Genomic DNA, 14,547 nt, shown 5'->3' with positions numbered 1-14,547 from the left:
TATCAGTATGGATACCAATTCAACATCCCGGTCGGTGCAACGCATCCGCCAAGAGCCCAAATCCCGTGAAGTAAGCGTTGCCGGCGTCCACCAAATCGGCGCCAACATGCTCAGCGTACGTTTCAAAGGGGAGGCCCTGAGCGATTTCATTTCCCATTCCTTTGACGATCACATCAAATTCATCTTCCCGGATAGCGACGGCACCCCGACCCGCCGCGACTATACGCCAACAGGGTATGACAAACAACGCGGCGAGCTCACATTGGAGTTTGCCCTGCACGCCCAAGGTGCCGCCACGGAATGGGCGCGTCAGGCCAAAGTCGGGATGAACGCAATTATTGCGGGTCCACGCGGCTCCATGGTGATTCCGCAAAATTATGACTGGCATCTGCTAGTGGGCGATCTGTCTGCCCTGCCTGCGATCCACCGTCGCCTCCAGGAATTCGCGCCCGGCACAAAGGCGTTGAGCGTCATTGAAATCGCGCATGCAGACGATATCCGCGCATTCGACACCCGCGCCGATGTCGAGCCGCATTGGGTAAAGTCGGCCGATGAGCTGCTTGCCACGGTTCGCAATCTGGCCTTGCCCGCTGGCGAAGGCTATATCTGGGCCGCGGGCGAAACCAGCACGATGAAGGAACTCAGAACCTTGCTCACCGACGAAAAACGCCATCCCAAGGATGCCATGCGCGTTTCTGCATACTGGAAACATGGCGCTGCCGATTTCCACGAAAAACTTGCCTAAAGGCCAACCAGTGCATACATCAGTCCTTGCAAACGGCGTTTTTAATGCCCGCAGCTTGCTTCGAATGGGGCGTTCCCCGCCTCAAACCGACCGCATTCCCTTGTATTACCCCATGTCAATACCTCGCCAGACTGAGTATTCTGTAGCGCCGACCGGACGCTTGGCTTATCCTTACCGCAGGCATACCGCCGCACTACCGATCGGAGAAATAAAATGGCAAAAAAAATGAGCTGGATCCTGAGATGGCCGCGCTCATTGCATGGTGCACCGAAGTCGAAGGCTTCCTGGTGGCCGGCGGCGCAACGCTGAAACAGGCGCAGGAACATATTGAAGAAGAAATTGACTGGTTCACCGATCTGTTCATCGACGGCATGACGCCGCAACAGGCCGCCAACGAAGCCTTGAGCGACTAAACTCCTGACCAAACCCCTCCGCATCCTCAGGCCCGGCCAAGCACCGCGGGCTCCCCCTGAGGATGCTGTAAGATACCGGACATACCGGACAGATCCCCGGTCGCTGCCAGGCAGCCCGATGTCAATTCCCCCAACTTTCGATCCCCCCATCCCCTTGAGCAAATCCAGAACACAAGCAGGTTTTTCCGGCCGGCGGCTGCTATTCATGATCGGCGGGCTCGTGCTGACGCTGGTGCTGATCGGCGCATTGATCACCGCCTACGCCCTCATCGTCATGCGCCCGCAACTGCCCGCGCTCGACGTGATTACCGATTACCAGCCCAAAGTACCCTTGCGCATTTATTCGGCGGACCATGTTCTGCTCGGTGAATTCGGCGAAGAAAAGCGCAGTCTGGTGAAACTGGCCGACATCCCCGCCAATATGAAAAACGCCGTGCTGGCCATCGAAGATGCGCGCTTTTACCAGCACGGCGGTGTCGACTATCTGGGTCTGGTGCGTGCCGTCGGCGCTGACTTGATTCGCGGCGGAGCCAAACAGGGGGCCAGCACCATCACCATGCAGGTGGCGCGCAACGTCTTCCTGTCGAATGAAAAAACCCTCACACGTAAAATTTACGAAGTACTGCTGGCCGGCAAAATCGAAGCCGCCATGAGCAAGGACGATATCCTTCAGCTCTACATGAACCAGATTTACCTCGGCCAACGCGCCTTCGGTTTTGCCGCCGCCGCCCGCGTCTACTTCGGCAAAGAACTCAAAGACATCACACTGGCGCAAGCCGCCATGCTCGCCGGGCTGCCCAAAGCGCCTTCCGCCTACAACCCGGTGGTCAATCCGAAACGCGCCCAGATCCGCCAGCAATACATCCTCAAGCGCATGCTCGGGCTGGAATACATCACGCAGCAGCAATACGACGCCGCGATGGCAGAAGACATCCAGGTCAAAGCACCCGGCAGCCAATACAACGTCCACGCCGAATACGTCAACGAAATGGTCCGGCTGATGATGTACGCGCAGTACAAGGAAGACACCTACACCCGCGGCATCAGCGTCACTACCACCATCAAGGCCGAAGATCAGCGGGCTGCCTACGATGCCGTGCGCAAGGGCGTGCTCGATTACGACAGGAGGCATGGCTATCGCGGCCCGGAAGGCAATATCGTCCTGCCGTCCGATGAGGACGACCGTCAGGACGCGATCGACGACGTCCTCGACAATCACCCCGACGACGACACCCTGCTGGCCGCCGTGGTCACCGAGGTTTCACCGAAACAAGTCAAGGCGATGCTGCGCAACGACACTGAAGTCGTCATCACTGGCGATGGCCTGCGCTTCGCCGCCGCCGGCCTCAGCCCGAAAGCCAGCGCCGCGCTGCGCATCCAGCCCGGCGCGATCATCCGCGTCGTACTGGACGCTAAAAAGAACTGGCAGATCACGCAAGCGCCGCAGGTGCAGGCAACCCTCATCGCCCTGACGCCACAAGACGGGGCGATCCGGGCGCTGGTCGGCGGTTTCGATTTTGCGCAAAGCAAATTCAACCACGCGACGCAGGCCTGGCGTCAGCCGGGTTCCACCTTCAAGCCCTTCATCTATTCGGCGGCACTGGAAAAAGGCTATGGCCCGGCCAGCATCGTCAACGATGCATCGGTGTCCTATCCGGCCGGCCCGGGTCAGGACAATTGGGAACCGCGCGATGACGATCCGCCTGCCGGCCCGACGCCCATCCGCACCGCCCTGCAAAAATCGGTCAATCTGGTCGCCATCCGTCTGCTTGCCGCCATCGGCGTCAACTATGCGCAGGAATTCACCACCCAGCATTTCGGTTTCGACATTGAAAAAACGCCGCCCTACCTGCCGCTGGCACTGGGCGCAGGACAAACCACACCGCTGCAACTGGCGGCTGCTTACGCCGTATTTGCCAATGGCGGTTACACGGTCAACCCTTACCTGATCAGCGAAGTCACCGACACCCACGGCAAGATACTGTCGAAAGCGCAACCGCTGATAGCCGAGCAAAATGCCCCGCGCGCCATTGATGCGCGTAACAGCTACATCATGACCAGCATGCTGCAATCGGTCGCCCAGCGCGGCACGGCAGCTGGCAGCAACGTGCTGCACCGTACCGATCTGGCGGGTAAAACTGGTACCACCAATGACGCGGTCGATGGCTGGTTTGCCGGTTATCAGCGTTCGCTGACGGCAGTCGCCTGGATGGGATACGACCAACCGAAGAGCCTCGGCAGCAAAGAGTTCGGCGCACAACTCGCGTTGCCGATCTGGGTCGAATACATGGGCCGCGCTCTGAAAAACGTGCCTCAGCAGCAAATGCCCATGCCGGCAGGAATAACGGTCATTAATGGCGAACCGTATTACGACAATTTCACTCCGGGCAACGGCTTCGTCGAATCGCTCGGGGTCGAGGCCAGCTCGTTCCCCGCCGCCGTCGCCGAGTTTTTCGGGTTCGACAAACCTGCGGCAGCCCCCGCCAACAACGGCAGCGGCAATAACGAACCGGCACCACCCGCCTCCCGCGGCCGGCTCTACGACGGGCATTGAACACCACCTCATCAGGAATAAGGGATAGCCTAGGCAGTCACCGCCTGCCGCGCGTTCGCACTCGTAAATGAAACGTCAACAGGCCATAGGCAAGGCTGCATCATGAGCGCATTGCTGAATGTGATTTTCCCGGTTTTTTTCCTGATCCTGCTAGGCTATGTTCTCAAACGGAAAGAAGTCTTCCGCCTGTCTACCGCAGCGGAACTGAACCGCTTCGTCATCTATGTCAGCCTGCCGGCGCTGCTGTTCGATCTGATTTCCACAATGCGCTGGAGCCAGCTCGGCAATCTGCCATTCATCGCCGTCTTCGGGCTCAGCATTGTCGGCGCGTTCCTGCTGACGCTGCTGATCCGCCTGCGACAAGGAGTCCCGGCCATCGACGCCATCCTGGACGGACTGGCGTCCTCGTATAGCAACGTCGGCTTCATCGGTCTGCCGATTTGCCTGCTGGCATTCGGCCCCAAAGACGCCGCACCGGCCGTCGTAGCGACGGTGATGACCGCGTGCGTCCTGTTTGCCATCACCATCGTCATGCTGGAAAGTGTCGCCCACGCCAATCAGCCGCTGGGTCGCGCACTGAAAAAAGTCGGCCTCTCACTGTGCCGCAATCCGGTAGTGGTCGCGCCGCTGCTGGGACTGACGATTGCCTCATTGGGTCTGACCTTGCCGTCGGGCCTGCAACAGGTGGTGCATTTGCTGGGAGCGGCTGCCACGCCCTGCGCCTTGATCTCGATCGGCGTCTTTCTGGCCGTCGCGCCAGTCAACGCGACCCGCCAGCCGGTGACTCTGCTGCTGCTGGTCAAGTTATTACTGCAACCGGCGCTGGCGGCTGTGCTGGCTTACTGGGTATTCGATCTGCCGCCCACCGTGGCCGGTATCGCGGTTCTGCTGGCCGCCTTGCCGATAGGCAGCGGCCCCTTCATGCTGGCCGAACTGTACGGTCGGGAAGCATCCGGCATGTCGCGCGCCATTCTGCTGTCAACGCTGGGCTCGCTGCTGACCGTCTCACTGCTGCTGTACTGGCTGTTTCCGCACTAAGCCGTGTCCCGTAGGAAGCCTCAGACCGCATCGGGAATGACCCGACTCAGCAAAGTCGAGCGCATCATTGCGCAGTTTGCCTAATATCCGCATTACTGCATCGACCGCACTGACCGTACTGACCGCACTGACCGATTGGACGGCCTCACTTCCGCATCGCTCCTCTTCAGACGCAGTCGTCCGCCCTTTGCTACTATTAGCCCGCCCTTGCATAAGCAAAGTCGAAATTTGTTGTTCATGCGCACGACGCATGCTGTTAAATTGTTGGGGCAAGTCTTTCAGGCCCGTCATTTAGCCTCCGCTACCTACATAAAAATTTATCCTTAAGGGAAAACAATGATCAAGGCTATCCGCTATACGCTCACCGGACTGATGTTATTGACTGGCGTATGCCAAGCGCAGGAAAAGCCAATCCTGAATGCCTCTTACGATGTCGCCCGCGAAGTGTTTTCAGCGATCAATCCCAAATTCAATGCGTTCTGGAAAGCCCAGACCGGGCAGGATTTGCGCATCGACCAGTCGTATGCCGGCACCTCGCGTCAGGCGCAAGACATTATTCAGGGGAAGAAGGTCGATACCGTCACCTTCAATCAGGTCACCGATATCGACATCCTCGCGCAACGCGGCTTGCTCAGAAAAGACTGGCAAAAGGCCTTCCCCAACAATAGCTCGCCGTATTACAGCACGATCGCTTTTCTGGTGCGCAAGGGCAATCCCAAGCACATCAAAGGCTGGGACGATCTGGTCAGGGATGACGTCAAACTGGTGTTCCCTAATCCAAAAACATCGGGCAATGCGCGCTATACCTATCTTGGCGCATGGCTCTATGCGAATGAAAAATTCAAGGGCGATCCGATAAAGACCAAGCAGTTCGTCGGCAGTCTGCTGCACAACGTGGTCAACTTTGCCACCGGAGGTCGCGGCGCGACGGTCGCTTTTGCGCAAAACGGACAAGGCGATGTATTGCTGACGTTTGAATCGGAAGTCTTGAATATCGCTCAAAGCGACGAGTTCAAAGCCGGTGGCTTTGAGGTAGTGGTGCCTGCCGTCTCTGTGCTGGCCGAGTTTCCGGTCGCCGTGGTCGACAAGGTAGTCGACGAAAAAGGCACGCGCAAAGTCGCCACCGCCTATCTTCAATATGAGTATTCGCGTGAAATCCAGCTATTGCTGACGACCTTCCACTACCGGGTCAATCATCCCGATGTCGCCAAGGTGGTGGCCGATCGCTATGCGAAGGTACGTCTGATCGACCCGACCAAGGTGCTTGGCAGCTGGGATCAGATCCAGCAGGCGCATTTTGCGTCCGGCGCGATTCTGGATCAGCTGTTAGGACAGCGCTGATTTTTCTTGCTTCTCCTCACCCGCACTGACCAGGCGGCCCGTCTGACCCGACTTTGCCGGTCAGACGGGCTTTTGCGTAAGTCCTAATGCCCTATTGAACAGGCGTACACCCCACTGTGCCAGCTCCCTTGTTTTTCTTTAGAAGCAAGCCCATCCTGCCCGGCTTCGCGCTGAGTTTCGGGTTTTCGTCGCTGTATATCAGCTTCGTTATTCTTATTCCGCTGTCCGCGCTGCTCGTGAATGCTGCCGACATGAGCTGGGCCGCTTACTGGGCCGCGATCACCGATGCCCGGGTTTTGCAAAGTTACCGCGTCACCCTGACGGCGGCTTTGTATTCCACCGTGGCCGCCACGCTGATTGGCGTGATCTTGGCATGGATCATCACGCGCTACGAGTTCCCCGGCCGGAGGCTGATCGACGCCTTGGTTGACTTGCCGTTTGCCTTGCCGACCTCGGTGGCGGGCATTACCCTGTCGGCCTTATTTATCCCTTCCGGCTGGCTGGGACGATGGTTCGAACTGTTCGGCTGGAAAATTGCGTATGCGTTTCCCGGCATCGTGGTGGCCATGATTTTCACCGGGCTGCCGTTTATCGTCCGCTCGCTGCAACCGGTAATGGAAGAAATCGAAGCCGAGCAGGAAGAAGCGGCCGCAACGCTGGGCGCACGGAAGTGGCAGATATTTTGCAAGGTCATTTTCCCTACGCTGGTCCCCGCCCTCATTACCGGATCGTCGCAGGCCTTCATTCGCAGCCTGGGAGAGTTCGGCGCGGTGATCATGATTGCCGGCAATATCCCTTTTCAAACGGAAGTGACGTCGCTGATGATTTTTGTGCGACTGCAGGAATTTAATTATTCGGCGGCGGCCGCCATTGCCTCGGTGGTGCTGGTGGCCTCATTGCTCTTGCTGTTCCTGTTGCAGCTGGTACAGGTCAAGATATTTCAAAGGCATGCGCGATGACCCCGAATCGACGCAAGGCTCCCGAAGGGGCCGTACAGGTATTGTTGGTCTTGCTCGGAATCGCTCTGGCCTTGCTGATGCTGGCGACGCCGCTTGTGCTGATCTTCTCCAAAGCGTTCAGCGAAGGATGGGACGCGCTTCTCAGCAACCTCAGTGAGGACTATCTGCATCACGCTATCTGGCTCACGCTGATAGTCACGACACTGACCATTCCCTGCAATCTGGTCTTCGGCATCTTGCTGGCGTGGTGCGTGACGCATTACGACTTTAAAGGACGCGCCTTGCTGATGGTGCTGGTGGACATTCCGTATGCCACCTCGCCCGTCGTGGCCGGACTTTGCTATCTGGTGATGTTCGGGATGGAAAGCACGGTAGGCAAATGGCTTTACGGGCATGACATACAGCTGATGTTTGCCTGGCCGGGGATTGTGATGGTAACGATCTTCGTCACATCCCCCTATATCGCACGCATTCTGATTCCGCTGATGCAGGTGCAGGGGAGCGAAGAAGAGCTTGCCGCCTTTTCGCTTGGCGCAAGCGGCTGGCAGATTTTCAGGAAGGTGACGCTGCCGAACATCAAATGGGGTCTGTTATATGGGGCGGTGCTGAGCAGTGCGCGCGCAGTTGGCGAGTTTGGCGCGGTGTCCGTTGTGTCGGGCACCATCATGAATCAGACCCTGACCCTGCCGCTGCTGGTCGAGCAACTCAATAATGACTACAAGACAACGGCGGCCTTTACCGCCGCCGCATTGCTGGCGTGCATGGCAGTCGTTACGCTGATACTGAAAACTTTCATGGAGTGGCGTCTGGCGCGTCAGGCATCGATCCGCTAGGGGCGATAAGGACACCTCAGCGCATCAACCCGCCCGCTTTGCATCCAGTTCTGCCTGCAAAGCATCGATGCGTTGTATCAGCGCGAGCGCCAGCGCCACGCCATTTTTATCGAGCTCAAAATCGTCACGCAAGCGGCGAGCGCGCCGGGCGACGACCACATAGTGCAAATGAAACGAGGCCGTCGCCAGACTCTGTTGCGGCGCGGTCATGTCGTCAGCAGCGGCATCAGTAGCAGCCGCTGCGATGACGCCGGCGTCCATCAGGTCGCTGAGTTCGTCTTCCGACAAGCCGGAGACTTCCAGTAAGTGCGCGGCGGAACACACCGCTCTATCGTTAAGCCAGACCCATTCCGAGATGTCGATCTTCATTTCGCACCTTGTTTGAAATGCTCGCGCGGATTGGCTCCGCCGAGCGTGGAGAGCTGTTCGTAGAGCGCTTTTTCAGCGGCGCTCATATCCTTGGGCACGACGATTTGCACGATGGCGTACAGGTCGCCGAAAGTCCCGTCCGAGGCCGGCAATCCGCGCTTGGCCAGCCGCAGCCGCTGCCCCGAAGACGTACCGGGTTTGACATTGAGTTCCACTTCGCCGCCCAGCGTCGGAATCTTGACGGCGGCGCCCAGCGCGGCTTCCCACGGGGTCAGTGGCAGGTCGAGGGTCATGTCGGCACCGCTGGCGCGGTACAGCGGATGCGAGGCCAGCGTCAGGACGACATACAAATCCCCTGCTTTACCGCCATGCTGGCCGGGACCGCCCTTGCCGCCCAGCCGCAAGCGCTGCCCGGGACTGGCTCCTTTGGGAATGGTGACGCGAAACGTATGCGCGACGCGATGCGGCAAACCATGCTCGTCGTATTCGGGCACATCGACGCTGATATCGGTTTCGCCGCCGCTATAGAGTTTCTCAAACGACACCGCAATATTGGCCGTGTAGTCTTCGCCCGGTTGCGGACGCGGCTGCCTGCGCGCGCCGGGATTGCCGCGTCCGCCCGAGCGGAAAGAACTGAACAGGTCCGACAGATCGACATCGTCGTAACGGGCCTCGCCGCCGCCACCATATTGCTGCCGCCACTCGGGCGGCGGACTGAAACTTTCTTCCGCCTGATGCTTGCCGAGATCATCGTATTCCTGGCGCTTCTCGGGATTCTTGAGCGTGGCATAGGCCTCGGCAATGGTCTTGAATTTCTCTTCCCCTTGCGGGTCCTTGGAAACGTCAGGATGATATTTGTGCGCCAGCTTGCGATAGGCTTTTTTGATGTCGTCGGTCGTCGCCGTCCGCTCAACGCCCAGCGCTTCGTAATAGTCCTTGTATTTCATTCGATTCCTGAGGGTGAAATGAAGCGCAGCCATTCTGGCAGGCACGCCTTTGCGGGAGAGTTTTGCTCCCTGATTGAGACAGTATAGGCCGGTGGCCGGTGCGGGCGGCAATTCGAATCACCACTATTCGCAGGAATTTTAAATAAGCATAAAAAATTCAAAGCAAGTAAATATTTCTCAAGCCACTTGCACCAAAAAGACGATTTAAAAGATTTTGGCAGATTTTTTATGGCAATGATTGCAATCCCCGGATTCTCGATTTAACCTACTCAGCCCTAGCAGGGAACTGCAATTGAGCAAGACGAAAGTTCGACGGAGGATTCAATTTTTCCGACTTTAAACAACTAAAAGATACACGCCAGAACCTTCGCCATGAATAAACTCAGCTTTAGCCAGAAACTCTGGCTCCCCCTCATCGCCAGCTTGATCGCCTTATTCGCCATTTCGGTCTATGACGCCAATACTGTCCGACAAATCCGCCTGGAAGAACGCAAAACAGCACTGACTGGCGCCGTCGAGGTCGCCGTAGGCGTTACCAAATATTATGCAGAGTTGGCGCAAAGCGGCAAACTGAGTCTGACCGATGCGCAAAAACAAGCGCTCGATACCATCAAGGCCATGCGCTTCGGAAAAGATGGCTATGTTTCCGTTGCGGGCGAAGGCGAAGTGATGCTGATGCATCCGATCAAGCCGGAACTGAATGGAAAAAAACTGACGGATGTGAAAGATACCGCAGGCAATTCCGTGTTCGTCAACACCGCCAAAGCGGCAAAACAACCGGGTGGCGGTTTCAGCAACTATGTCTGGCCGCATGTCGGCGCGACAGAGTCCTCGCCCAAAACGTCGTATTCGCTCAACTACCAGCCATGGGGATGGGTGTTTACAGTCGGTACTTATATCGATGATATCGACAGTGCCTTCATACAAGCCCTGTACAAGGCCGGCATCATCCTGCTGCTCATTACACTGGCGCTGTTCGCACTGATTTCTTTGGTCAACCGCAGCATCCTGCGTATGCTGGGCGGCGACCCTGAATATGCAACGGATATCGCTAACCGCATTGCCAGCGGCAACCTGTCGGTGCAGATTAACGTCCCGGCCGGCGATAACAGCAGTCTGGTCTACGCCATGAAGCGCATGCGCGACGCACTGGCGCAAACGATCCGCAATATCAAAGTCGCTGCCGACACGATTTCTTCTGCCTCACGTGATATTTCCGCAGGCAACGTTGACCTGTCGCACCGGACAGAGCAACAGGCAGGCTCGCTGGAAGAAACCGCCTCGGCAATGGAGCAACTGACCGCAACGGTGAAACAAAATGCCGACAGCGCGCAGCAGGCCAGCCAATTGGCTGTCTCTGCTTCCGAGGTGGCAGTCCAGGGCGGCAGCGTAGTGGGGCAAGTGGTGCAAACCATGGGTTCGATCAATGACTCGTCGCGCAAGATCGTCGACATCATCAGCGTCATCGACGGCATTGCCTTCCAGACCAACATCCTCGCGCTCAATGCCGCGGTGGAAGCTGCGCGCGCCGGCGAACAGGGCCGTGGCTTTGCGGTGGTGGCGAGCGAAGTGCGCAGTCTGGCGCAACGCAGCGCCGCTGCCGCCAAGGAAATCAAAACCCTGATCGATGACTCGGTAGATAAGGTCGACAGCGGCAGCAAGCTGGTGGCGCAGGCCGGCAACACGATGAGCGAAGTGGTTGCCAGCGTAAAGCGGGTCACGGACATCGTGGCGGAAATCAGTTCAGCCAGCAAAGAACAAAGCATCGGTATTAATGAGGTCGGTCAGGCGATTACCCAGATGGATCAGACGACACAGCAAAATGCGTCACTGGTAGAGCAAGCGGCATCGACGGCGCAATCGCTGCAAGATCAGGCCAGCACGCTGGAAGCACTGGTCAGTCAGTTCCAGATTGATTCATCGATACCATCGACCACATCGGCACCCGCACGGAAGCAGCCCGCCGCACCCGCCGCGTCTGCACGACCAGCGCCCGCCATGGCCAAGCGAACGATCGACGTCAGCCCTGCCACACCCAAGGTAACGGCGGCAAAATCCAGCATCGCGATCGAGAAAAAGGCGGCACCTAAGTCCCCTTCCGCACCGTCCAACGAGTCCGACTGGGAAACCTTCTAAGGCTGGCAATAAGGCAAGCAATCCAAGGTAAATCATCAAAGCTAGGTAATTCTCCTCACTGGATGGCGAAGACGAAATAAGAACAGGGCCGATGCATAGTCGGCCCTGTTTTTTTGTGACCGGCCGTCCACCCGTCTGACACGTATCGACGCGCCATTCCAGCCTTAAACGTGCCCCCAGACAACAATGCCGGGCCTGTTTTCAGCGCTTTCATCCGTTTGCCGCCGCGGCGAGTCCCTGCGCCTGTTAGACTGCCTCCTTCTTCACGCTGCCAGCGCTATCACCATGACCGTTTCCCCCTTTTCCGACCTGCCATTACCGCAGGCACTCCTGAGCAACCTCGAGCTGCTCGCCTATCACGAGATGACGGACATTCAGGCCAAGAGCCTGCCGCTGATTCTCGAAGGCCGCGATCTGATTGCGCAGGCCAAAACCGGCAGCGGGAAAACCGCCGCCTTCGGTATCGGCATCCTGTTCAAACTGAATCCGACTTATTTTGCGATTCAGGCGCTGGTGCTATGCCCGACGCGGGAACTGGCCGACCAGGTATCGAATGAATTGCGCCGGCTGGCGCGCTTTGCCGACAATATCAAGGTGCTGACCCTGTGCGGCGGCGCGCCTATGCGTCCGCAAATCGCATCGCTGGAACATGGCGCGCATATCGTCGTAGGCACACCGGGCCGGATTCGCGACCATATTGGCCGCGGCACCATCGATTTGTCGCATGTGCAGACACTGGTGCTGGACGAGGCCGACCGTATGGTGGATATGGGATTTCACGAAGAAATTTCCGGCATTGTCAGCGCCTGCCCGACGCGTCGCCAGACGCTGCTGTTTTCCGCTACCTATGCCGAGGATATCCGCAAGGCCAGCGCTGCCTTTCTGCAAAATCCGACCGAAATCAAAGTCGAAGCGCAGCATGACGGCGCGCGCATCGAACAGCGTTTTTATGACGTCAGCGACAAGGGCCGCAATGCGGCCGTGGCGCAGCTGCTGAACCATTACAAACCGGTTTCCACACTGGCTTTTTGCAACACCAAAATCCATTGCCGCGAACTGGCGGCGGAATTGCGCGCGCAGGGTTTTTCCGCGCTGGCGCTGTATGGCGAACTGGAGCAAAAGGAGCGCGATGAAATTCTGGTGCTGTTTTCCAACCAGAGCTGCTCGGTGCTGGTCGCCACCGATGTCGCCGCGCGCGGACTCGATATTCAGTCGCTGGGTGCGGTCATCAATGTCGATGTATCGAAAGATACCGAAGTCCATATCCATCGCGTCGGCCGCACCGGGCGCGGTCAGGAAAAGGGACTGGCGCTGAGTCTGTGCGCGCCGAATGAAAAGAAATGGGTCAAGCTGATCGAGCAATATCAGAAGGGACCGGTGCAGTGGTTCGATCTGGCTCCGCTGGAAGCGGCTCCGGGCCAGGCCTTGCAAGCGCCTATGGTCACGCTGCTCATCATGGGCGGCAAAAAAGACAAGCTGCGCCCGGGCGATATCCTTGGCGCATTGACCGGCGACGCCGGCTTGAGCAAGGACAAGATCGGCAAGATCAATGTGTTCGAATTCATCACCTATGTCGCCTTGCATCGCGACAGCGCCAAGCAAGCCTACGCGCAGTTGAGCGAAGGCAATATCAAGGGCCGGAATTTCAAGATGCGCTTCATTGCGGCCACCTGATGCGCGCACCAATCGGAGATCGCGCCGCGCAATAGTTTCATCAGATGTTCCTTTACCTACATTGCTGCCCTATCTATGAAAATACCAAAAAGAATCCAGCCATTGGTCGAAGAAGGATTGATCGATTCAGTGCTGCGCCAGCTGATGAGCGGCAAGGAAGCCACCGTCTATGTCGTGCGCTGCGGCGAAGAAACGCGTTGCGCCAAAGTCTATAAGGAGGCGAACCAGCGCAGTTTCCATCAGGCCGCCGCCTATCAGGAAGGCCGCAAGGTCAAGAACAGCCGTCAGGCGCGCGCCATGGAAAAAGGCAGCCGTTACGGTCGCAAGATGCAAGAAGAATCCTGGCAGAACGCCGAAGTCGATGCGCTCTATCGATTGGCCGCTGCCGGCGTGCGCGTGCCGACGCCTTACATTTGCTTCGAGGGTGTCTTGCTGATGGATCTGGTGACTGATGCCGACGGCAACGCCGCGCCGCGCCTCAACGATGTCGAACTCACGGAAGCAATGGCGCTCGATTATCACGCGCAGCTGCTGCGGCAGGTCGTGCTGATGCTGTGCGCCGGCATCATCCACGGCGATCTGTCGGAATACAACATCCTGGTCGACGAGCACGGCCCGGTCATCATCGACTTGCCGCAAGCCATTGATGCCGCCAGCAATACCGAAGCGCAACCGATGCTGGAACGCGATGTCGCCAATCTGGCCACCTTCTTCGGCAATGTCGCCCCGCAACTGGCCGCGACCCAATACGGCAAGGAAATCTGGGCGCTGTACACCGCCGGATTGCTGACGCCTGATACCGTGCTGACCGGCATCGTCCAGCTCGATACCCGCCCGGCTGACGTCGGCGCGGTGATCCGTGAAATCGAACTCGCCCGCCAGGAGGAAGAGGAACGGGTGCAGCGCCTGCAGCAGATGCAGGGGATGTAAGGGCGAAAAAAAACCGCCTCACGGCGGCGGGGGAATGCGCTCTTGCCTTCCCCTCTTTCACGGTCAGTAAATCAGGCCGCCAGTTCTTTTTCTATCAATTGATGCAACTGCGCAAATTCCGGTTCGCCGACGAATTTGCGGATAATCCGCCCCTGCTTGTCGATCAGAAACGTGGTGGGGGTCAGCTTCACATCACCGAAGGCATTCGCCAGCTGATCCGTAGAATCGAGCGCCACGCGGAACGGCAGCTTGCGTGTCTGGGCATAGTTCAGCACATAGTTCGGCGGATCGTAACTCATGGCCACGGCGACGAAATCCAGGCCCTGGTCTTTGTATTTGTTGTAGGTCTCTACCATTTTCGGCATTTCACCCACGCAAGTGGTGCAGCTGGTCGCCCAGAAATTGACCATCACCACTTTGCCGCGCAAATCCTTCAATGCCAGCTTCTGCCCGTCCAGCTGGACGAAACTCACATCCGGCGCAGCCTTGTGGCCTGACATGGTGGAATACGCAAACACCGCCAGCGCGGTAGCGACCATGGCGCAAGCCAGCTTGATCCAAAGGCGATTGCGCGATACGGCAACAACGGTAGTCGGGGAGTCCATGGG

Annotated in this window: 13 protein-coding genes; 10 read left to right on the top strand and 3 right to left on the bottom strand. The window is 58.0% G+C overall.

Features of this window, described 5'->3' with window-relative positions; genetic code table 11:
* Positions 1-106: 106 nt before the first annotated feature.
* The 7 genes from RGU70_RS03895 (at position 107) to cysW (ending at position 7,883) form a co-directional block, all read left to right on the top strand.
* Positions 107-745 (top strand): siderophore-interacting protein, encoded by a 639-nt coding sequence (locus RGU70_RS03895; RefSeq protein ID WP_416186474.1) that lies wholly within the window; start codon positions 107-109, stop codon positions 743-745.
* A 242-nt stretch (positions 746-987) separates the two neighbouring features.
* A complete protein-coding gene (locus tag RGU70_RS03890) occupies positions 988-1,158 on the top strand; it encodes a hypothetical protein (protein ID WP_322208087.1) in 171 nt (56 codons plus the stop codon).
* 118 nt (positions 1,159-1,276) lie between these two features.
* On the top strand, positions 1,277-3,712 hold the full coding sequence (locus RGU70_RS03885; RefSeq protein WP_416186473.1) for a penicillin-binding protein 1A: 2,436 nt from the start codon (positions 1,277-1,279) through the stop codon (positions 3,710-3,712).
* 102 nt (positions 3,713-3,814) lie between these two features.
* Positions 3,815-4,750, top strand: a complete 936-nt coding sequence (locus RGU70_RS03880) for an AEC family transporter (RefSeq protein WP_322208086.1) — start codon at positions 3,815-3,817, stop codon at positions 4,748-4,750.
* A 336-nt stretch (positions 4,751-5,086) separates the two neighbouring features.
* Positions 5,087-6,091 (top strand): thiosulfate ABC transporter substrate-binding protein CysP, encoded by a 1,005-nt coding sequence (cysP, locus tag RGU70_RS03875; protein WP_322208085.1) that lies wholly within the window; start codon positions 5,087-5,089, stop codon positions 6,089-6,091.
* A gap of 116 nt (positions 6,092-6,207) precedes the next feature.
* Positions 6,208-7,050 carry a sulfate ABC transporter permease subunit CysT gene (gene cysT / locus RGU70_RS03870; RefSeq protein ID WP_322208084.1) on the top strand — a complete coding sequence of 281 codons (843 nt, stop codon included), beginning with the start codon at positions 6,208-6,210 and terminating at the stop codon, positions 7,048-7,050.
* Positions 7,047-7,883: a sulfate ABC transporter permease subunit CysW gene (cysW, locus tag RGU70_RS03865; protein WP_322208083.1), complete on the top strand. Its 837-nt coding sequence runs from the start codon at positions 7,047-7,049 to the stop codon at positions 7,881-7,883. Before cysT ends, cysW begins: the two co-directional genes overlap by 4 nt.
* Before the next feature lie 24 nt (positions 7,884-7,907).
* On the opposite strand, the gene RGU70_RS03860 is transcribed toward cysW, so the two are convergent.
* Entirely contained in the window at positions 7,908-8,252 is a 345-nt protein-coding gene (locus RGU70_RS03860; protein ID WP_322208082.1) for a chaperone modulator CbpM, read from the bottom strand.
* Positions 8,249-9,199 carry a DnaJ C-terminal domain-containing protein gene (locus RGU70_RS03855; protein ID WP_322208081.1) on the bottom strand — a complete coding sequence of 317 codons (951 nt, stop codon included), beginning with the start codon at positions 9,197-9,199 and terminating at the stop codon, positions 8,249-8,251. The genes RGU70_RS03860 and RGU70_RS03855 overlap by 4 nt, the downstream gene beginning before the upstream one ends.
* Before the next feature lie 372 nt (positions 9,200-9,571).
* Here RGU70_RS03855 and RGU70_RS03850 point away from each other — a divergent pair, with 372 nt between their 5' ends.
* The 3 genes from RGU70_RS03850 (at position 9,572) to RGU70_RS03840 (ending at position 13,939) form a co-directional block, all read left to right on the top strand.
* Complete coding sequence (locus RGU70_RS03850) at positions 9,572-11,335, top strand: methyl-accepting chemotaxis protein (protein WP_322208080.1); 1,764 nt, start codon at positions 9,572-9,574, stop codon at positions 11,333-11,335.
* A 285-nt stretch (positions 11,336-11,620) separates the two neighbouring features.
* On the top strand, positions 11,621-13,009 hold the full coding sequence (gene dbpA / locus RGU70_RS03845; RefSeq protein ID WP_322208079.1) for an ATP-dependent RNA helicase DbpA: 1,389 nt from the start codon (positions 11,621-11,623) through the stop codon (positions 13,007-13,009).
* 75 nt (positions 13,010-13,084) lie between these two features.
* Entirely contained in the window at positions 13,085-13,939 is an 855-nt protein-coding gene (locus RGU70_RS03840) for a PA4780 family RIO1-like protein kinase (protein ID WP_322208078.1), read from the top strand.
* A gap of 71 nt (positions 13,940-14,010) precedes the next feature.
* Here the strand turns inward: RGU70_RS03840 and RGU70_RS03835 are convergent, their stop codons facing one another.
* Positions 14,011-14,544 carry a TlpA disulfide reductase family protein gene (locus RGU70_RS03835; protein ID WP_322208077.1) on the bottom strand — a complete coding sequence of 178 codons (534 nt, stop codon included), beginning with the start codon at positions 14,542-14,544 and terminating at the stop codon, positions 14,011-14,013.
* Positions 14,545-14,547 lie beyond the last annotated feature (3 nt).

Origin of the sequence: Herbaspirillum sp. RTI4, from assembly GCF_034313965.1 — a bacterium.
Classification (GTDB): Bacteria; Pseudomonadota; Gammaproteobacteria; order Burkholderiales; family Burkholderiaceae_D; genus Herbaspirillum.
This window is presented reverse-complemented; position numbering and strand designations above follow the sequence as displayed.

What these genes read in the sequence shown, in the direction of transcription:
- RGU70_RS03855 (WP_322208081.1), bottom strand. Translation starts at nt 9,199, where the DNA reads ATGAAATACAAGGACTATTACGAAGCGCTGGGCGTTGAGCGGACGGCG.
- dbpA (WP_322208079.1), top strand. Translation starts at nt 11,621, where the DNA reads ATGACCGTTTCCCCCTTTTCCGACCTGCCATTACCGCAGGCACTCCTG.
- RGU70_RS03890 (WP_322208087.1), top strand. Translation starts at nt 988, where the DNA reads ATGGCCGCGCTCATTGCATGGTGCACCGAAGTCGAAGGCTTCCTGGTG.
- RGU70_RS03850 (WP_322208080.1), top strand. Translation starts at nt 9,572, where the DNA reads ATGAATAAACTCAGCTTTAGCCAGAAACTCTGGCTCCCCCTCATCGCC.
- RGU70_RS03885 (WP_416186473.1), top strand. Translation starts at nt 1,277, where the DNA reads ATGTCAATTCCCCCAACTTTCGATCCCCCCATCCCCTTGAGCAAATCC.
- RGU70_RS03840 (WP_322208078.1), top strand. Translation starts at nt 13,085, where the DNA reads ATGAAAATACCAAAAAGAATCCAGCCATTGGTCGAAGAAGGATTGATC.
- RGU70_RS03880 (WP_322208086.1), top strand. Translation starts at nt 3,815, where the DNA reads ATGAGCGCATTGCTGAATGTGATTTTCCCGGTTTTTTTCCTGATCCTG.
- RGU70_RS03835 (WP_322208077.1), bottom strand. Translation starts at nt 14,544, where the DNA reads ATGGACTCCCCGACTACCGTTGTTGCCGTATCGCGCAATCGCCTTTGG.
- RGU70_RS03860 (WP_322208082.1), bottom strand. Translation starts at nt 8,252, where the DNA reads ATGAAGATCGACATCTCGGAATGGGTCTGGCTTAACGATAGAGCGGTG.
- cysP (WP_322208085.1), top strand. Translation starts at nt 5,087, where the DNA reads ATGATCAAGGCTATCCGCTATACGCTCACCGGACTGATGTTATTGACT.
- RGU70_RS03895 (WP_416186474.1), top strand. Translation starts at nt 107, where the DNA reads ATGCTCAGCGTACGTTTCAAAGGGGAGGCCCTGAGCGATTTCATTTCC.
- cysW (WP_322208083.1), top strand. Translation starts at nt 7,047, where the DNA reads ATGACCCCGAATCGACGCAAGGCTCCCGAAGGGGCCGTACAGGTATTG.